Annotated in this window: 16 protein-coding genes; 5 read left to right on the top strand and 11 right to left on the bottom strand. The window is 71.7% G+C overall.

The window, feature by feature from the left end; all coding sequences use genetic code 11:
- Positions 1 to 4: 4 nt before the first annotated feature.
- Positions 5 to 1,168 (top strand): LLM class flavin-dependent oxidoreductase, encoded by a 1,164-nt coding sequence (locus tag G3I78_RS22410; protein ID WP_203615356.1) that lies wholly within the window; start codon positions 5 to 7, stop codon positions 1,166 to 1,168.
- A gap of 83 nt (positions 1,169 to 1,251) precedes the next feature.
- Here the strand turns inward: G3I78_RS22410 and G3I78_RS22405 are convergent, their stop codons facing one another.
- Together G3I78_RS22405 and pepN are read right to left on the bottom strand one after the other, a co-directional pair.
- On the bottom strand, positions 1,252 to 2,298 hold the full coding sequence (locus G3I78_RS22405; protein ID WP_164427361.1) for a hypothetical protein: 1,047 nt from the start codon (positions 2,296 to 2,298) through the stop codon (positions 1,252 to 1,254).
- 188 nt (positions 2,299 to 2,486) lie between these two features.
- Positions 2,487 to 5,060 carry an aminopeptidase N gene (gene pepN / locus G3I78_RS22400; RefSeq protein WP_164427359.1) on the bottom strand — a complete coding sequence of 858 codons (2,574 nt, stop codon included), beginning with the start codon at positions 5,058 to 5,060 and terminating at the stop codon, positions 2,487 to 2,489.
- 136 nt (positions 5,061 to 5,196) lie between these two features.
- On the opposite strand from pepN, the gene G3I78_RS22395 reads away from it, so the two are divergent.
- On the top strand, positions 5,197 to 5,853 hold the full coding sequence (locus G3I78_RS22395) for a DsbA family protein (protein WP_164427357.1): 657 nt from the start codon (positions 5,197 to 5,199) through the stop codon (positions 5,851 to 5,853).
- 263 nt (positions 5,854 to 6,116) lie between these two features.
- Here G3I78_RS22395 and G3I78_RS22385 read toward each other — a convergent pair whose 3' ends face one another.
- Positions 6,117 to 7,541, bottom strand: coding sequence for an FGGY-family carbohydrate kinase (locus G3I78_RS22385; RefSeq protein WP_164427353.1), 1,425 nt, complete (start codon positions 7,539 to 7,541; stop codon positions 6,117 to 6,119).
- An 18-nt stretch (positions 7,542 to 7,559) separates the two neighbouring features.
- Entirely contained in the window at positions 7,560 to 8,603 is a 1,044-nt protein-coding gene (locus G3I78_RS22380; protein ID WP_164427351.1) for a 2-hydroxyacid dehydrogenase, read from the bottom strand.
- A 97-nt stretch (positions 8,604 to 8,700) separates the two neighbouring features.
- On the opposite strand from G3I78_RS22380, the gene G3I78_RS22375 reads away from it, so the two are divergent.
- The 3 genes from G3I78_RS22375 to G3I78_RS22365 are packed head-to-tail and all read left to right on the top strand — an operon-like array spanning position 8,701 to position 11,591.
- Positions 8,701 to 10,182, top strand: coding sequence for an FGGY-family carbohydrate kinase (locus tag G3I78_RS22375; protein ID WP_164427845.1), 1,482 nt, complete (start codon positions 8,701 to 8,703; stop codon positions 10,180 to 10,182).
- Positions 10,179 to 10,802 (top strand): histidine phosphatase family protein, encoded by a 624-nt coding sequence (locus tag G3I78_RS22370; RefSeq protein WP_164427349.1) that lies wholly within the window; start codon positions 10,179 to 10,181, stop codon positions 10,800 to 10,802. Before G3I78_RS22375 ends, G3I78_RS22370 begins: the two co-directional genes overlap by 4 nt.
- Positions 10,803 to 10,814: 12 nt before the next feature.
- Positions 10,815 to 11,591: an SAM-dependent methyltransferase gene (locus tag G3I78_RS22365; RefSeq protein WP_164427347.1), complete on the top strand. Its 777-nt coding sequence runs from the start codon at positions 10,815 to 10,817 to the stop codon at positions 11,589 to 11,591.
- Positions 11,592 to 11,714: 123 nt separating this feature from the next.
- On the opposite strand, the gene G3I78_RS22360 is transcribed toward G3I78_RS22365, so the two are convergent.
- The 7 genes from G3I78_RS22360 to G3I78_RS22330 form a co-directional block, all read right to left on the bottom strand.
- The gene (locus G3I78_RS22360) at positions 11,715 to 12,356 is read right to left on the bottom strand and encodes a superoxide dismutase (protein WP_164427345.1); all 642 of its coding nucleotides are present in this window, start codon (positions 12,354 to 12,356) and stop codon (positions 11,715 to 11,717) included.
- A 41-nt stretch (positions 12,357 to 12,397) separates the two neighbouring features.
- The gene (locus G3I78_RS22355; protein WP_164427343.1) at positions 12,398 to 13,780 is read right to left on the bottom strand and encodes an amino acid permease; all 1,383 of its coding nucleotides are present in this window, start codon (positions 13,778 to 13,780) and stop codon (positions 12,398 to 12,400) included.
- A 111-nt stretch (positions 13,781 to 13,891) separates the two neighbouring features.
- Complete coding sequence (locus tag G3I78_RS22350) at positions 13,892 to 14,788, bottom strand: TauD/TfdA family dioxygenase (RefSeq protein WP_164427342.1); 897 nt, start codon at positions 14,786 to 14,788, stop codon at positions 13,892 to 13,894.
- 21 nt (positions 14,789 to 14,809) lie between these two features.
- Complete coding sequence (locus tag G3I78_RS22345; protein ID WP_164427340.1) at positions 14,810 to 16,147, bottom strand: LLM class flavin-dependent oxidoreductase; 1,338 nt, start codon at positions 16,145 to 16,147, stop codon at positions 14,810 to 14,812.
- Complete coding sequence (locus G3I78_RS22340) at positions 16,144 to 16,869, bottom strand: ABC transporter ATP-binding protein (protein ID WP_164427338.1); 726 nt, start codon at positions 16,867 to 16,869, stop codon at positions 16,144 to 16,146. The genes G3I78_RS22345 and G3I78_RS22340 overlap by 4 nt, the downstream gene beginning before the upstream one ends.
- Complete coding sequence (locus G3I78_RS22335; RefSeq protein WP_164427336.1) at positions 16,845 to 17,693, bottom strand: ABC transporter permease; 849 nt, start codon at positions 17,691 to 17,693, stop codon at positions 16,845 to 16,847. Before G3I78_RS22335 ends, G3I78_RS22340 begins: the two co-directional genes overlap by 25 nt.
- Positions 17,690 to 18,757, bottom strand: a complete 1,068-nt coding sequence (locus tag G3I78_RS22330) for an ABC transporter substrate-binding protein (protein ID WP_164427334.1) — start codon at positions 18,755 to 18,757, stop codon at positions 17,690 to 17,692. The genes G3I78_RS22335 and G3I78_RS22330 overlap by 4 nt, the downstream gene beginning before the upstream one ends.
- Between the last annotated feature and the right edge of the window lie 46 nt (positions 18,758 to 18,803).

Raw genomic sequence — 18,803 nt, 5'->3', positions numbered from 1 at the left:
GCACATGCCGGTGAAGATCGACATCTTCAACGAGATCCAGGACCCCCGTCCCTGGGCCGACGACCACGAACACGTCCGTATCGCCCAGGCGCTGGAGCAGGCGGAGCTCGCCGACGCGTCGGGCTACGGCTGCTGGTGGCAGGTCGAGCACCACGGGGCCGAGGAGTTCAGCCTCTCCTCGGCGCCGGAGCTGTTCCTGGCCGCCCTCTCCCAGCGCACGTCCCGGATCCGCCTCGGCCACGCGGCCGTTCTCGCCCCGCGCGAGATCAACCACTCCATCCGGATCGCCGAACGCGCGGCGATGCTGGACCAGTTGAGCGGCGGCCGGGCCGAGATAGGCCTGACCCGCTCGGTCCCGCCCGAGTGGCGGCTGTTCGGCGTCGACCCGGACGTGGTGCGGGACCGCACCCAGGACGCCTTCGAGGCCGTACCGAAGATGTGGACGGGCGACACCACGGCGAGCGGCGGAGTGCGGGTGATCCCCTCTCCGTACCAGCACCCGCACCCCCCGCTCTGGCAGGCGGCCTCCAGCCCGGCGTCCTTCGAGGAGGCCGGCCGCCGAGGCGTGGGCGTCCTCGGCATGACCCTGTGGGAGCCGCTGGAGCGGGTGGAGCGCCTGGTGAAGCTGTACCGGGCCGCGGCGGCGGAGTGCGCGTCCCCGGTCGGCTCGTTCGTGAACGACCAGGTCGCCTTCTTCACCTTCGTGCACTGCGCGGAGACCGACGAGGAGGCGATGCGGGGCGGCGCCGCGGCGGCGGCCGCCTGGTACACGGCCCGGGCCCTGACCTTCTTCGAGGCGGCGGACGCCTTCATGGAGACGATGGCCCGCGAACAGGCCCTCCGCGACGACCCGTCGGGCGGCGGCCTGGCCGGCGAGTTCCTCCGCGCGGAAGCGGCCTCGGGAGCCGGTCCCAGCCCGGCCACCCTGGTCATCGGCCGCATCCTCCAGGGCGAGACCGTCCCCGACGACGAGGTCTACGAGGCCCTCTCCGCACAGGACTCCCTGATCGTCGGCAGCCCCGAAACCTGCCGCAAGAAGCTCCGCGCCTACGCCGACCTCGGTGTCGACCGCCTGATGTGCTTCCAGCAGGTGGGAGCGCTTCCGCACGAAAGCGTGCTGAACAGCATCCGCCTGGTGGGCGGGCTGATCCCGGAGTTCGACGTCTAACACCCGGACGAGAAGGAGCCGCCGGACCCCCCTCCGGCCCGGCGGCCCCTTCTCTTCCCCCCTGGCCCCGCCCCGGTCCGTCACTACCGGGGCAGCACCACGACATAGGCGGCGGGATCTCGGTCGCCGGAGGCCATGAGCGCCGTACGGACCACCGCGGCCTGCTGCTCCATCGAGTCCCGGAGCTTGCGCGGGGTGATGTGGACGACCGTGATGCCGAGCCGCTCCAGGTGCTCGCGCTTGCGGGCGTACTCGGACCAGAGCGCGTCCTCTTCCTGGCGGGGCGCCCGGGTGTCCAGCTCCACCGCGACCGCCTGCTCGGGCCAGTAGGCGTCCAGGCCGCCCAGGTGGGGCCCGCCCGGGAGCCTGAGGTCGACGTTCCACACCGGGTCGGGGAGGCCGTGCTCCTGGACCATGCGGTACAGGCGGTCCTCCGCGATGGCCCGGCCCTCGGCGAGCAGGGAGTCCACCGCGTCCACCACGTGCGGGCGGCTCAGCAGCTTGGCGTTGTTCAGCTCCCGGACCACGGCGGCCGGTTCGCAGTGGCCGCCGCGCACCGCCTCCGTCAGCAGCCGGCGCACCGCGCCCGCGTCCGTCAGCTCGGCGACCGCGTCGGCGAGGGCGCGCGGGACCGGGGCGACCGGGACTCCGGTGACCTGCTCGGCGGCCGGGAGCGACGACGTGCGGACGATCCGCGCACCGCCCGTCGAGCGCAGCCGGCGCAGCCTCGGCACCAGGACGTCGATGCGGTCCAGGGAGAGCAGCGGCGGGGTCGCGCTGAAGCCGTGCAGGGTCAGCGCGGCCAGCCCCGTGATCATCGCCTCCGTGTAGACCGGCCGGTGCGGCTCCTCCGCGCCCGGCTGGGCGGGCACCCCGGTGCCGCGCTCCCGTGCCGCGTACATCAGCACCGCGTGCAGCCGCTCCTCGCTGGTCGGCGGGCCCGGGTGGAGCAGGAAGACGCCCGGGAGGATCTGCTGCCAGGGGCCGCCGGGCCGGCACTGCTCGTTCGCGTCGGCGGCCGAGACGCCCTGCGCGCGCAGCCGGTCGGCCGTCACGACACGGCGGTGCACCTCGGCGAGGTGACGCAGGGGGCGGGGGGAGAGCGGGGGGACCGGGGTGTTGTGGTTCATGCAGCCGAGATTCCCGCGGCCGGCCGGCCTTCTAACCGCTGTTACACGCCCGTCGACAAATGCGGACAAGGTGGCACTAAAGGACGGGTGTTCGGGTGCCGATAGGCCACCGAAAACCCCTGGTCCGAACGGGTCGTCCCAGGGGTTACGGGTGTGAAAGAACGGATTCCGTAACGGTGACCGTGGGCTCAGTCGTTGGCCAAAGCTCCCTGGGCGCGCAGCGCCCGCGCCAGATCGTCCCGTCCCTCCAGCACCAGCCGCCGCAGCGCGGGCGCCGCGTCCTCGTGCGCCGCGAGCCACGCGTCGGCCGCGTCCAGCGTGGCCCGCGAGTCCTGGAGCGCGGGGAACAGCCCCGACACGATGTTCATCGCGATCTGGATCGACCGGTCCTGCCACACCCGCCCGAGCGCCGCGAAGTACCGCTCGGTGTACGGCGCCAGCAGCTCCCGCTGGGACGGCCGGTTGAACCCCGCGATCGTGGCCTCGGCCAGCGCGTTGGACAGCGCGTCCGACTCCACGACCTGCGCCCACGCCTGCGCCTTCACCGCCTCCGAGGGCCGCGCGGCCAGACACCGGACCTGGTGCCGCTTGCCGGACGCCGTGTCGTCCCGGGCCAGCTCGGCGGCGAGCACGGCCTCGTCCACCGCGCCGTGCGCCGCCAGCGGCTCCAGGAACGCCCAGCGCAGCTCCTGGTCGACCTCCAGACCGTCGATCTTCTCGGTGCCCTCCCACAGCCCCCGCAGCAGCGCCAGCTCCCCGGGCCCCGAGGACACCGACGCGAAGAACCGCGCCCACGCCAGCTGGTGCTCACTGCCCGCCTCGGCGGCCCGCAGCTCCCGCAGCGCGCCCTCGGCCAGCAGCCGCCCGCCGGTCGGACGCCACTGCGGTGCCACGTAGTTGACCAGCGAGGAGTTCGCCCACGCCTGGAGCATCTGGAGCACCCCGATGTCCGACTCGCGCCCCGCGAACCTCAGCACCAGGTCCACGAAGTCCCGCGCCGGCAGCAGCGCGTCCCGCGTCATGTTCCACAGCGCCGACCAGCACAGCGCCCGGGCGAGCGGGTCCGAGAGGTCGCCGAGGCCCGACTTCAGGGTCTCCAGGGAGCCCGCGTCGAAGCGGATCTTGCAGTACGTCAGGTCGTCGTCGTTGACCAGCACCAGCGCCGGCGCCTCGGCACCCGCCAGCTCCGCCACGAGGGTCCGCGGCCCGTCCACGTCGACCTCGGCGCGGGCGTACCGCTCCAGGGCGCCTTCGGGCGTACGGCGGTACAGGCCGACCGCGATCCGGTGCGGCCGCAGCTCCGGGTGCGACTCGGCCGCCTCCTGCACGACCGCCAGCTCGTCGACCCGCCCCTCGGCGCTCAACAGCACCTGCGGGGTGAGGGAGTTGACCCCGGCCGTCTGGAGCCAGGACCGCGACCAGGCGCCCATGTCCCGCCCGCTGGTCTCCTCCAGGACCGACAGCAGATCGCCGAGCCGGGTGTTGCCGTACGCGTGCCGCTTGAAGTAGCGCCGGGCGCCCTCCAGGAACGCGTCCTGGCCGACGTACGCCACGAGCTGCTTCAGCACGGAGGCGCCCTTCGCGTACGTGATGCCGTCGAAGTTGAGCTTGGCGTCCTGGAGGTCGCGGATGTCGGCGGTGATCGGGTGTGTGGAGGGCAGCTGGTCGGCGCGGTACGCCCAGGCCTTGCGGCGGTTGGCGAAGGTGATCCAGGCGTCCTTGAAGCGGGTCGCGCCGACGTTGGCGAACGTGCCCATGAAGTCCGCGAAGGACTCCTTCAGCCACAGGTCGTCCCACCACACCATGGTGACCAGGTCGCCGAACCACATGTGCGCCATCTCGTGCAGGATGACGTTGGCCCGGCCCTCGTAGGACGCCTGCGTCACCTTGCCCCGGAAGATGAACTCCTCGCGGAAGGTCACCAGACCCGGGTTCTCCATCGCGCCGAGGTTGTACTCCGGCACGAACGCCTGGTCGTACTTCCCGAAGGGGTACGGGTAGTCGAAGTGGTCGTGGAAGAAGTCCAGGCCCTGCTTGGTGACCAGGAAGACGTCGTCGGAGTCGAAGTAGGGGGCGAGCCCCTTGCGGCACAGGGCGCCGAGGGGGATCTCCAGCCGGGTGCCGTCCTCGAAGGTGCGCTCGTACGAGTCGGTCACGTAGTGGTACGGCCCCGCCGTGACACACGTGATGTACGTCGAGATCGCCTTCGTCTCCGCGAACCGCCACACGCCGTCCGTGTACGAGCCGACGCCGTTGCTCCACACCGTCCAGCCCTCCGGCGCCCGCACCTCGAAACGGAAGGGCGCCTTGAGGTCCGGCTGCTCGAAATTGGCGAACACGCGGCGGGAGTCGGCCGGCTCGTACTGCGTGTAGAGGTAGACCTCGCCGTCCTCCGGGTCGACGAAGCGGTGCATGCCCTCGCCGGTGCGGGAGTAGGCGCACTGGGCGTCGACGACCAGTTCGTTGTCGCCGGCCAGGTCCTCCAGGGCGATCCGGGAGCCGTCGAAGACCGCGCCCGGGTCGAGGTCCCGGCCGTTCAGCGACACCGCCGTGACGCTCGGGGCGATCAGGTCCGCGAAGGTCGACGCCCCCGGTTCGCTGCACCGGAAGCGGATCGTGGTCACGGACCGGAAGGTGCGCGGGCCGTCCCCGGCCTGGTCGCCGACCGCCGAGCGCAGGTCGAGGGACACGTCGTACCCGTCGACGGACAGCAGGGCGGCCCGCTCCCGGGCCTCGTCACGGGACAGAGTCTCACCGGGCACGGGCGATGCTCCCTCGGATGGGTTTCAGCATGTGGACAGGTCCGATCCTGCCATGTGCCCCTGACATCGGTCAGCCGGGAATGGGGCGGGTGCGGGCGATGTTCTCCTGGCAATCGCACGCTTCCTGAGGAGACCCATGTCCGAGAGCGCCGCCGCCAAGACCCCCGTCGACTTCTGGTTCGACCCGCTGTGCCCCTGGGCCTGGATGACCTCCCGCTGGGTCCTGGAGGTGGAGAAGGTCCGGGACATCGAGGTGCGCTGGCACATCATGAGCCTGGCCGTGCTGAACGAGCCGAAGATCGACGAGCTGCCCGAGGAGTACCGCGAGCTCCTGGAGACCAAGGCCTGGCAGCCGATCCGGGTGGTCACCGCGGCCTGGCAGAAGCACGGCTCCGACGTCCTCGGCCCGCTGTACACCGCCCTCGGCACCCGCATCCACAACGACGGCCAGGGCCCGACCCGCGAGGCCGTCGAGGGCGCCCTGGCGGACGTCGGCCTGCCCGCCGACCTGATCGAGTACTTCGACCAGAAGGACTTCGAGTTCGACGCCCAGCTGCGCGCCTCCCACAAGGAGGGCATCGACAAGGTCGGCCAGGACGTCGGCACCCCGGTCATCGCGGTCCCCGGTCCCGACGGCGAGCAGATCGCCTTCTTCGGCCCGGTCGTCACCCCGGCCCCCAAGGGCGAGGAGGCGGCCCGCCTCTGGGACGGCACCGTGGCGGTCGCCTCGGTCCCGGGCTTCTACGAGATCAAGCGCACCCGCACCAAGGGCCCGGACTTCAGCAACCTGTAGTCACTTCTCCGGCTCGGGAAAGGAACCTCCGTCGTTCTGATCCCCGAGCCGCTGATACCGCAGACACCCTTCACGCGCACACCGGAAGTACGAGCCCAGGCGGGTATGCCTGGGCTTGTGCTCCCGGACGAACGCCTGCTCCTCGCCGGTGAGCGCCCGAAACTCCTGGAGCGTCCCACCACAGTTCGAGCACCGCATGAACACCGTGCCACCCCCACCCAGGGGCGCGGGGAACTGCGCGACCGGCCACGACGGCGCCGCGGCTAACGACCGGCCCGTCCCCGAGCCACATCCAACCGCCCCAAATGCTCCTCGTACCCCTTGGAGTAATACGCGGAACGCCCCGGATCCGGCTCAACGATCGCGGTCGGCTCTGTCCAGAGGGTGGTATCCAACGCGACCCCATATCGCTCGGCCGCAGCCAACACGGCCCCCCGAGCCCCCACTTCCCCCTCCACCACCCGCAGCGGCCGCCCCAGCACATCGGCGAGCAACTGCATCCACGCGGAACTCCGGGTCCCCCCGCCGCACACCGCGAGCGCGCCCGTCAGCCCCGCCGCCTCCAGACAGTGCCGGGCCGCGTACCCGATCCCCTCACAGGTCGCCCGGATCAGATCCGCCTTGGTCGTCTCCAGCGAGACCCCCGTCAGCTCGGCCCGCAGATGAGGCTCGACAAAGGGCGCCCGCTCCCCGGAGGGAGCGAAGTACGGCAGCACCCGCACCCCGTGCGCCCCGGGCGGAGTCTCGGAGAGCAGCCCGTCCACCTCGGCATGGCTGACCCCGGTCGTCGACAGCACCCAGTCCAGCGCGGCCGTCCCGACCATCGCCGGCATCGCCCGCAGCCGGTGCCCCGGCCGATCGGTCGAGATGTACAGCCCGGCGGGCTCACCGCTCAGATCCAGCTCGGTCGTGGCGACCAGCGCGGCCAGACACGTCCCGACGATGAGCAGCCCGTCCCCCGGCTCGGTGACCCCCGCCCCCAGCGCACAGGCCGGCAGGTCGTACGGCCCGTTCGAGATCCGGGTCCCGGCCGGCAGCCCTTCCCGGGCCTCGCCCGTGGCGATCGGGTCGCCGACCTGTGGCAGCAGCCGCCGGCGACGGGTGAGCCCGAGCAGCTCCACCACCCGGTTGTCGTACGTCCGGGTCCGCGGGTCCATGAAGGGCATGGACGCGTCCGACACGTCGGTCGTCGCCCGCGCAGCGCCCGTCAGCCGCTGGAAGACCATGTCCTTGCAGTACACGGCGGCCGTGGCGGCGTCCAGGGACTTCGGGTCGTACCGGTCCAGCCACGCCAGCAACGGCCCCGGCGACCCGGGGAACATCGCGCCGCCGGTCCGCCGGAACACCGTCTCGAACGTGCCGTCCGCCAGCCACTGGTCGAGCAGTTCGTGGGCCCGCCCGTCCATCCAGGAGAGCGCGGTCCGCACCGGCCGGCCCGCCGCGTCGACCAGCCACACCCCGTCGCCCTGCCCGGTCAGCCCGGCCAGCTCCACCGGCCCGTCCACCCGCGCGGTCAGCTTGCCGAGGACGTCCACGACGGAGCCGTAGACCTCCGCCATGTCCTGCTCGACGAACCCGCCGTGCAGGGAGAGCTCCACCGGGCGGGACTCGACGGCCAGTTGACGGCCCTCGGCGTCGAAGGCGGCGGCCTTGACGACGGACGTGCCCACATCGATACCGACGTACATCAAGAGGTCCCTTCTAGGTCAGGTCAGGCAGTGCGCCAGTCGCTCTCCCCGTGCCCAGCGGCCCACCTCCTCCGCCGCGATCCGCGCCGCCTTCTCGGCGACCGCGCGGCTCGCCCCGCCGAGGTGCGGGGTGAGGACGACCCGGTCGGCGAGGGCGCGCAGCCGGGAGTCCGGGGGCAGCGGCTCGTGCTCGTAGGTGTCGAGGGCGGCGGCAGACAGCCGGCCGGCCTCCAGGGCGTCGCACAGGGCGGACTCGTCGACCAGCGGGCCGCGGGCCACGTTCACCACGACCGAGCCCTCCGGCAGCAGGGCCAGCTCGCGGGCGCCGATCAGGCCGCGGGTCTCGGCGGTCAGGCGGGCGTGCAGGGTGATCACCCGGGAGCGGGACAGGAGCTGGTCCAGGGAGTTCACGCGCAGTCCGTGGATCTCGCCGCGCACATAGGGGTCGTACACCATGACCTGCGCCCCGAACGCGCACAGCACCCGGGCGACCCGGCTGCCGACGGCGCCGTAGCCGACGAGTCCGACGGGCAGGTCCTCCAGTTCGAGGCCGCTGTGCTCGTACGTGTAGTAGGCGGCGCCGCTCTCCCAACTGCCCTGTGCGGCAAGGAGATCGTGGGCCTGCGGGATGCGGCGCACGGCGGCCAGCAGCATGCCGACGGTGAACTCGGCGGTGGCGGCGGCGTTGCGGCCGGGCGCGAAGCACACCCGGACGTCGTGGGCCTTGGCCGCGTCGAGGTTCACGTTCACCGGCCCGCCCCGGCAGACCACGACGAGCTTCAGCCGGTCGGCCGCGTCCAGCACCCGCTCGGTGACGGGGCCCATCTGGGTGACGAGCACCTCGGCGCCCTCCAACGCCTCGATCAGCTCGTCCTCGGCGTCGCTCGCCTCCGTCACCTCCGCCACGGGCCCGAAGGGTTCGAGGGGCCAGCCGAGCGTCAACTCCCGTGTCTCCACGGCGATCCCGCCCAGCTCGGCCCCGACGGCCCCGGCGATCAGCCCCGGCAGCACGAAGTGATCACCGGCCGCCACGACACGTACCGGTTCGGTCCTCTGGGTCATCGTCGACCTCCGAGTCGTCGCTTCACTGACACGATGTTGAGCCGCGGGTCCGGGGTACGCATAGACCCCGTGCGGGTGGGAGGCCCCGATGACAGAGATGACTGACGAGAACGAGACGGTGTGGCTGGGGATCGACCTCGGCACCCAGAGTGTGCGCGTACTGGCGGTCACGGCCGACGGAACCGTGCGGGGCCGGGGTTCCGCGCCGCTCGCCGGCCGGCGTGACGGGGTGCGGCACGAGCAGGAACCGGGGGAGTGGTGGGAGGCGGTCCGTACGGCGTCCCGGTCCGCGCTCTTCACCCTGACGGGCGTACGGGTCGGCGGCCTCGCGGTGTGCGGGACCTCCGGCACGGTCCTGCTGACGGACCCGGCGGGACGGCCGACGAGCCCCGCGCTCATGTACGACGACGGACGCGCGGCCGGTGCGGCGGCGGAGCTGCGGGAGGCGGGGCTCGCGGTCCAGGACACGTGGGCGCTGCCCAAGGCGCTGTGGCTCGTCGGCGTCCACGGCGGGGGCCGGGTCACCCACCAGCCCGACGTCGTCACCGCCCGGCTGGTCGGCCGGCCGGTGCCCACCGACTCCAGCCACGCCCTCAAGACGGGCTACGACCTCCAGCGGGACGCCTGGCCGGACATCGCCCTGGACCTCCCCGAGGTGGTCCTCCCCGGCACCCGGCTCGGCGAGGTCTGCCCGGCCGCCGCCGAGGCGACCGGCATCCCCGCCGGGACCCCCGTGATCGCCGGCATGACCGACGGCTGCGCGGCCCAGATCGCGGCCGGCGCCCTGCGGCACGGCTCCTGGAACTCGGTGCTGGGGACCACCCTCGTGCTCAAGGGGGCCGCCCCCGAGCCGGTCCGCGACCCCACCGGCGTGGTCTACAACCACCGTGCGCCGGGCGGGACTTGGCTGCCCGGCGGGGCGTCGAGCGTGGGTGCCGGGGCGCTGCCCGCGGGCGCCGACCCCGCGGCCATGGACGAGCGGGCGGCCGCCTTCGAGCCGTCCGGCGCGCTCGCCTACCCGCTGGTCTCGCGAGGGGAACGGTTCCCCTTCCGCGCCCCGGACGCCACGGCTCTCCTCCTCGGCACGCCCGTCGACGAGGCCGACCACTGGGCAGCGCTCATCCAAGGCGTCGGATTCGCGGAACGCCTGTGCCTGGACTACCTGCACTACCTGGGCGCCCCCTTGGACGGCCCCCTCACCTTCACCGGCGGCGCGGCCCGCAGCCCGTACTGGAACCAACTGCGCGCCGACATCCTCGGCCGCCCCGCCCGAATCCCGGAACAGCCCGAACCGGCCCTGGGAATGGCCGCGTTGGCGGCCCACGGCGTCACCGGGGACCCCTTGCCGGACCTCGCCGAGCGCATGGTCCGCATCCGCACGACGCTCCATCCGAACCCGGAGCGCACCACCCTCTTCGCCGACCCGTACGCCCGCCTCATCGACGAACTCACCGAGCGAGGCTGGCTACCAGCCCAGGTCGCGACGCAGGCGTACCGCCGCCTGAACCCACTCAGGGGCGCGGGGAACTGCGCGACCAGCCACGACGGCGCCGCACTCGACGACGGGACCAAGCCATGAGCACCACCCTCCTCCTGGCCCGCCACGGCCAGACCATCTGGCACGCCGAGAACCGCTACGCGGGCATCAGCGACATCGGCCTCACCGACGAGGGCCGAGAACAGGCACAGGCACTCGGCAGATGGGCCGCCGCCCACCGCCCCGACGCGATTTGGACGTCCCCCCTCTCCCGCGCGGTCGCCAACGCCGACCCGGCCGCGCACGCCCTCGGCGTCACCCCGCACCGCGAACCCGACCTCAGGGAGTGCGACTTCGGCGTGGTGGAGGGCCGTACCCTCGCGGAGTTCGCGGCCGAAGTCCCCGACGCGGCCGAGGCGTTCCTGGCGGACCCGGTGACGTACCCCTTCCCCGGCGCGGAGGACCCGACGGCGGCCGCCGCCCGCGGCACCAGGGCGCTGCGCCGGATCGCCGCCGCGCACCCCGGCGAGCGGGTCCTGGTCGTCGCGCACAACACCCTGCTGCGTCTGGTGCTGTGCTCCCTGCTTCAGATCCCGGCGAAGGAGTACCGGAGAGTGTTCCCGCGGTTGCGGAACGCCGCGATCAGCGAACTCCGCCTCGCCGAGGACGGATCAGCCGCACTTCTCTCCCTCAATGTGCCGTGCGAGCCGGACCGGTCGTAGCACGATAGGACCATGACGGAGATCGACACCTCGGTGCCGCATTCGGCCCGGATCTGGAACTACTGGCTCGGGGGCAAGGACAACTACCCCGTCGACGAGGAAGCGGGTGACGCGTACACCGCCGTCTTCCCCGGCATCGTCACGATCGCCCGCAGCAGCCGGGCGTTTCTCGGCCGCAGCATCCGGTACCTGGTCGAGGAGGCGGGCGTCCGCCAGTTCCTGGACGTCGGCACCGGGCTGCCCACGGTCGACAACACCCACGAGGTCGCCCAGCGCATCGCCCCCGAATCGAGGATCGTCTACGTCGACAACGACCCGTTGGTCCTCGCCCACGCCCGCGCCCTGCTCACCTCGACCCCGGAGGGCGAGACGGCGTACGAGGACCTGACGCTCTACGAGCCGGACAAGATCCTGGAGGCGGCCTCCCGCACCCTCGACCTGACCCGGCCCACGGCGCTGATCCTGAGCGGCATCCTGGGCCATGTCTCCGACTACGACCTGGCCCGTGACCTGGTCCGCGCCCTGGTGGCGGGGCTCCCGTCCGGCAGCTACCTGTGTGTCAACGACGGCTCCCGGGGCACCGACCCGGACTACGAGCACGCCCAGGACGCCTACAACGAAACCGGCGCGGTGCCGTACTTCCTGCGTCCGGTCGACAGGATCGAGGCGTTCTTCGAGGGCCTGGAGATGGTGGAACCGGGCGTGGTCTCCGTCCCGTTGTGGCGCCCGGACGCCGGCACGTCACCGGCCCCGATCGGCCAGCACGGCGGTGTCGGCCGCAAGGCCTGAGCCCGCACGGCACACCGGAAGCCCCCGCGAGTCACGTCCTCGCGGGGGCTTCCGTCATTCCGCCTGCCGCGTGAAGGGTGAGAAGACGATCACGAGGCAGGACGCCGGGGTGGCGCGGACCGCTCAGGGAGCCAGCAGCAGCACGTCCGCACGGGACTTGGCGGCCTCGTACCGACGGGCCACGTCCTGCCAGTTGACGACGGCCCACATGGCGTCGATGAAGTCGACCTTCTGGTTCTTGTACTGGAGGTAGAAGGCGTGCTCCCAGGCGTCGAAGACCAGGATCGGGGTCGAGCCCTGGCCGACGTTGCCCTGGTGGTCGTAGACCTGCTCGACGATCAGCAGCCCGCTCAGCGGCTCGTAGGCGAGTACGCCCCAGCCGGAGCCCTGGGTGGTCGCGGCGGCCTTGGTGAGCTGCGCCTTGAACCCGGCGAACGACCCGAAGGACTCGGTGATCGCGTCCGCGAGCTCACCCACGCCGTCCTGGGCGAGCGGTTCCCCGCCGCCGTCGCCGGTCATGTTGTGCCAGTAGATCGAGTGCAGGATGTGCCCGGACAGGTGGAAGCCCAGGTTCTTCTCCAGCCCGTTGATCGAGCCCCACGACTCCTTGTCCCGCGCCTCCGCCAGCTGCTCCAGCGTGTCGTTGGCGCCCTTCACATAGGCCGCGTGGTGCTTGTCGTGGTGCAGCTCGATGATCTCGGGGCTGATCACGGGCGCGAGCGCGGAGTAGTCGTACGGCAGCTCGGGCAACGTGTAGACGGGCATGGGCAGGTCCCCTCCGACCTCTTATTGCAAAAGGCTTGCAACTACACGCTAGCAACAAGAAGCCGCTTCTGTCGTGCGTACCCCACACTCGCGAGCACCAGCGTCATCGCCCCCGTCGCGTACAGCTGCACCCGGGTGTCCGGCTCCCGGGCCATCAGGACGAAGATCGTGGCCATGCCCGCGAGTGCGACCCAGGTCAGGTGGGGGAAGGCCCACATGCGGACGGTCAGGCGGTCCGGGGCCTCGCGTTCCAGGGCGCGGCGCAGCCGGAGCTGGGAGACGGCGACGATGATCCAGACGACGAGGATGACCGCGCCGATCATGTTGAGGAGCCAGGAGAAGACGTCGTCGGGGCGCCAGTAGCTGAGGACCACGCAGAGGAAGCCGAAGACGCTGGAGGCGAGGACGGCGACGCGCGGGACACCGGAGGAGACCCGGCCCAGCGCCTTCGGGCCGAGACCCCGCTCCACCAGCGAGTACGTGATGCGCGAGGCACCGTAGACGTTGGCGTTCATCGCGGAGAGCAGGGCGATCAGGACGATCACGTTCATCAGCTGACCCGCGCCCGGGATGCCGAGCGCGTCCAGGGCGGCGACGTACGGACCCTTCTCGGCGATCTCCGCGGAGTCCCAGGGGACCAGGGTGACGATGACCGCCATCGAGCCGACGTAGAACAGCGCGATGCGCCACATCGCCGTGCGGACCGCGCTCGCCACCCCGCGCACCGGGTCCTCGGACTCCGCCGCCGCGATGGTGACCGTCTCCAGGCCGCCGTACGCGAAGACCGAGGCGAGCAGGCCGACGACCAGGCCCTCGCCGCCGCCCGGGAAGAGGTCGGTGAGGTGCGCGGTGCCCGGCGAGTCCGTGCCGGGCAGGACACCGGCGACGGCCAGCACGCCCAGGACCAGGAACAGTGCGATCGCGCCGACCTTCAGGGCCGCGAACCAGAACTCGAACTCGCCGAAGTTCTTCACCGCGGCCAGGTTGGTGCCGCAGAAGACCAGCATGAACAGGGCCACCCAGGCCCACTCGGGGGTCCCCGGGAGCCAGCCGGTCACGATCTTCGCGGCGCCGATGCCCTCCAGGCCCACGGCCGTGCAGAGCAGCACCCAGAAGGACCAGCCCGCGGTGAACCCGGCCCAGGGGCCGATCGCCCGCTCGGCGTGCGAGGAGAAGGAGCCCGACGACGGGTACGCCGCCGACATCTCGCCGAGCATCCGCATCACCAGCATCACGAGGAGACCGGAGAGCGCGTAGGCGAGGACGATCGAGGGGCCGGCGGCGGCGATCCCCGCGCCGGAGCCGACGAACAGGCCGGCGCCGATCACCCCGCCGAGGGCGATCATCGACAGATGGCGCTGCTTGAGGCCGTGGGACAGGGCGGCGCCGGACTCCTGGGGAGCCTTGGCGGGGGTGTGGGGCATGGGCGTGTTCGTCCAGGGCGTGAGAGGGCAAAAACGCCCACAGTCTGGGCGGTCTCCCCAGGTCACAGAGGAGACCGCCCACTATGCGGACGCGTCGCGCACCCGCGGTGACTACGCCGCTACGGCCGTGTAGTGCGAGGCGTCGCCCTCGATCGAGTAGCTCTCCTTGCCCTCGATGCCCACCGGGACGTCCCCGGCGACGGTCACCCGGTGCAGCCGGCGCGGCAGACCGTCGTAGTTGTCGACGGCGTAGTGCTGGGTGATGCGGTTGTCGAAGAGGACGAGCTGGTTCTCCGACCAGCGGTGCCGCAGCAGGTTCTCCGGCCGGGTCACGTACGACTGGAGGATGTCGAGCAGTTTGCGGGACTCGCCCGCCGACAGCCCGACGATCCGCTGCGCGAACCCGCCGATGAACAGCCCGCGTTCACCGGTCAGCGGGTGCACCCGGACCACCGGGTGGGCCGTGCGGAACTTGATCGAGGTGAACTGGGCGCGCCGGGCGGCCTGTTCCTCGTCCACCGCCTCCTCCGGTACGGCGTAGTCGTAGTCGTTGGTGTGCTCGGCCCACAGCCCGTCGGCGAGGCGCCGCAGCGGCTCCGGCAGATCCCGGTACGCGGCCGCCGAGTTGGCGATCAGGGTCTCGCCGCCGTACGGCGGGATCGTCAGGCTGCGCAGGGTGCTGGCCTGGGGCGGGTTGAGGACGAAGGTGACGTCGGTGTGCCAGTGGTTGGCGGCCCGGCCGCCCTCGCTGTCGACGGGCAGGACGTTCGGGGCGCCGTCCACGGCGGACACGGTCGGGTGGGCGGTGGTGAGGTCACCGAAGTGCCGGGCGAAGGCCTGCTGGCCCTCGTCGTCGAGGTTCACCTCGCTGAAGACCAGCGCCTTGTGGACGTTGAGGGCGTCCCGCAGCGCGGTGGCCGTCTCCTGGTCGAGCGGCCGGGCGAGGTCGACGCCGGAGACCTGGGCGCCGATGCGTGCGGTGACCTTGCGGATCTCGATACCGGACATGGGTGGGGTCCTTTCCAGGTGTTACGCGGGGACGGGCTGGACGTGCTGGTTGGCGGGGCGGGGGAGGCCGTATCGCTCCCGCAGGGTCTGCCGGGGCCCGTACTCGGTGCGGAGCAGACCGCGGGCGCGCAGGATCGGGACGACGTGGTCGACGAAGGCGTCGAGGCCGGACGGCAGCACCGGGGGCATGATGTTGAAGCCGTCGGCGGCGCCCTGGGTGAACCAGGTCTCGATGGCGTCGGCGACCTGCTCGGGCGTCCCGGCGAAGGTGAGATGGCCGCGCCCGCCGCCGAGCCGCCCGATCAGCTGCCGCACGGTGAGCCGCTCGCGCCGGGCCAGCTCCACGACGAGCGTGTACCGGCTCTTGGCGCCCTCGACGGCGGACTCGGGCGGCAGGTCGGCGGGCAGCTGTCTGTCCAACTCCAGTGTGTTCGGGGGGAGTTGCAGCAGCCGCTCCAGGTTGGCCACGCCGTGCCGGTGCACGATGTGGTCCTCCAGCTCCCGCTCCCTGTCGAGCGCCTCGGCCTCGGTGGCGCCGATGACGGGGACGATCCCGGGGAGCACCTTGATGTGCTCCGGGTCCCGGCCGGCCGCCGCCGTACGGGACTTGAGGTCGGCGTAGAAGGCCCGCGCGTCCTCGATGGTCTGCTGCGCGGTGAACACCGCCTCGGCGTACCGGGACGCGAACTCCTTGCCGTCCTCACTGGAGCCCGCCTGCACGAGCAGGGGGTAACCCTGGGGCGTGCGGGGCACGTTGAGGGCGCCCTCGACGCTGAAGTACGGCCCCCGGTGCCGGGGCGGGTGGATCTTCGTGTCGTCGCCCCAGACGCCGGCCGCCTTGTCGCCGACGATCGCGTCGTCCTCCCAGCTGTCCCAGAGCTTGAGCGCCACGTCCAGGAACTCCCCGGCCCTGGCGTACCGTTCGGCGTGCGCGGGCTCGTGCTCCAGACCGAAGTTCCGGGCCGCCTCCGCACCGGCGGTGGTGACGATGTTCCAGCCCGCCCGGCCCCCGCTGATGATGTCCAGCGAGGCGAACTTGCGGGCCAGGTTGTAGGGCGAGTTGTAGGACGTCGACGCGGTCGCGATCAGCCCGATGTGCGTGGTGGCCGTCGCCAGCGCGGTCAGCAGCGTGAGCGGCTCCAGCGCCCCGGCCGGCCGCTGACCGAGGTTGCTCCACAACTGCGGCCCGTCGGCGAGGAAGAGCGAGTCGAAGGTGCCGCGCTCGGCGATCCGGGCGAGGTGGACGTAGTGGTCGAGCGAGACATGGGCGAACGGGTCGCTCTCGGGGAGCCGCCAGGAGGCTTCGTGGTGGCCGGTGTTCATGAGGAAGGCGTTGAGGTGGAGCTGTCCTGCGGTCATGCGTGGTCCTCCGTGACGCCGAGTGCGGCCAGCAGTCGTTCGCGGTACTCGCCCAGCAGGGGGTCCCGGTAGGAGCGCGGGTGCGGGCGGTCGATGGTCAGGTCGAGGCCGATGCGGCCCTGTTCGAGCACGAGCACGCGGTCGGCGAGCACGATCGCCTCGTCCACGTCGTGGGTGACGAGCAGCACCGACGGCTGGTGGCGCTTCCACAGCTCCCGCAGCAGCGCGTGCATCCTGATGCGGGTCAGGGCGTCGAGGGCCCCGAACGGCTCGTCGGCCAGCAGGAGTTCGGGTTCGCGGACCAGCGAGCGGGCGAGCGCGGCGCGCTGGGCCTCCCCGCCGGACAGCTCGCTCGGCCAGGCCCGCTCACGGCCTTTCAGCCCGACCTCGGCGAGAGCCTGACGCCCCCTCTCCTCCCCGTCGGTCCCGAGGAGCACGTTGTCCAGCACCCGCCGCCAGGGCAGCAGCCGCGAGTCCTGGAACACCACGGACACCCGTTCCGGCGCGCTGAGTCGACCACTCCCGACGACCTCGTGGTCCAACCCCGCCACCGCCCGCAGCAAGGTGCTCTTGCCGGAGCCGCTGTGCCCGAGCAGGGCCACGAACTGCCCGGCCGGGATGTCGAGGTCGATGCCGTCGAGGACCGTACGCCCGTCGAACGACCGGGTCAGGCCCCGCAGTCGGACGGCCGGCCGGGTCAGCTGCTCAGTGTGCGGCGCCATGACAGCACCCTCCGTTCGACGAGACGGACCGCGCTGTCGGAGACCAGGCCGAAGACGCCGTAGACGACGAGACCGACGAGGATCACATCGCTCTGGCCGTAGTTCTGGGCCTGGAACATCATGTAGCCGAGTCCGCTGGTGGCGTTGATCTGCTCCAGGACGACCAGGCCCAGCCAGGAGCCGGTGACGCCGAGCCGGAGTCCCACGAAGAATCCGGGCAGCGCGCCGGGGATGACGATCTGCCGTACGAAGGCGAACCTCGACAGCCCCTGCACCTCGGCGAGTTCGACGAAGCGGTGGTCGATGCCGGCCAGCGCGGCATGGGTGTTCAGATAGATCGGGATGTAGACGACGATCGCGATGATGGCGACCTTGAAGGCCTCGCCGATGCCCAGCCAGAGGATGAACAGCGGGATCAGACCGAGGGTCGGGATCGCCCGGTTGAGGTTCACCGTCCCGTCGATCAGCGCTTCGCCGACCCGGCTGAGCCCGGACGCCAGGGCCAGCAGAACACCCGCGACCAGGCCGATCGCGAACCCCGAGGCGGCCCGCTGGAGCGAGGTCAGCACATCGGTGGGCAGCGTCCCGTCGGTCCACAGATGGACGCCGGTCCGCACCACTGTCCACGGCGGCGGGATCGCGGCCGGGTCGAGCTGACCCGCGGCGGAGGCGGCGGCCCACAGCGCGAGGAAGAGCACCGGGCCGACGAGCCGGGCCGCCGGCAGGCGTTTGCCGGGGGAGAGCCGACGGCGCCTGCGGACCTGGGGCGCGTCCTCGGCCGGGGCCACCGCGACGGCGGCTCCCGCCGTGGTCACGGCGCTCACCGCCGGTACTCCGCGGCCACGGACTTCGCCGCGATGCCCTCGAAGCGGTGGTCGAAGAGGTCGCCGACGTCGAACTTCTTCACGAAGCCGCCCTCCGCGAGCAGATTCGCGGTCTCCTGCTCCCACTTGATCGCCTCGTCCCAACTCGGCGGGAACAGCGGCTTGTTGGCGAGCGCGGTGACCGCCTTCGCCTGGGCGAGGCTGAGGTTCTGCGTCTTGACGTAGAACTCCTCGTTCCAGGCGTCGGGGTTCTCGTACGTCCACACCTGGCCCTTGGCCCAGTACGGGATGTACGCGGCGACCGCGGCGGCCTTCGCGGGGTCGCCCAGCACGGAGGCCGGCGCCCAGAGCAGGTTGAGCAGGTCGACCACGTCGGTGGTGATGGCGCGGGCGCCCTTGGCCTCGTACTGCTGGAGGTAGGCGGGCGCCTGGCTGTTGGCGAGCGGGGCCACGTCCACCTGGCCGGACTGAAGGGCCGTGAAGAACTGGTTGCTGGTGAGCGGGACGAGGTCCACGTCGTCGTAGGCGAGCCCGGCCTTCTTCAGCGCCCGCAGCAGCACGACCCCCTGGGCCTGGCCCTGCGAGAAGGCGAGCTTCTTCCCCTTGAAGTCCCCGACCGTACGGATGTCGCTGCCCGGCTTGGTGGCGAAGAGATAGTTCGGTTTCCGGGTGATGTTGATCGCGACGATTCTCGCGTCGAATCCCTGGAAGTGCGCCTGGATCGGCGGGATTCCCGCGTTGTTGGCGACGTCGAGAGAGCCGGAGCGGAAGGCGTTGATGACATCGGGGCCGGCGCTGATATTGGCCCAGCTGGTCACCTTGAACGGTAGCTCGCCCAGCTTTCCGAGTTTCAACTGGAGTTGCTGGGTGCCGGAATACGAGGAGATCTTCAGGCTGGTACCGGCCGGGACCTTGGCCGCGAGCGGGGCGGTCAGGGCGTCCTCGGTGTCGGCGGCGGCGCTGCTGCCCGCGCAGCCGCTGAGGCCGGCGACACCGGCCGCGGCGCCGAGAACCGAGGTGAGGAAAAGCCGCCGGTCGATGCCGGACGTGCGGGAAGAGGGCATGGGAGGACTCCCTGAATCGGTGCAGGAGAAAGTCACGCGGAAATGA

The sequence above is a fragment of the Streptomyces sp. SID13726 genome (assembly GCF_010548375.1).
Taxonomy (GTDB): Bacteria; Actinomycetota; Actinomycetes; order Streptomycetales; family Streptomycetaceae; genus Streptomyces.
The sequence above is the reverse complement of the archived record's forward strand: the minus strand, read 5'-3'. Positions and strand labels throughout refer to the sequence as shown.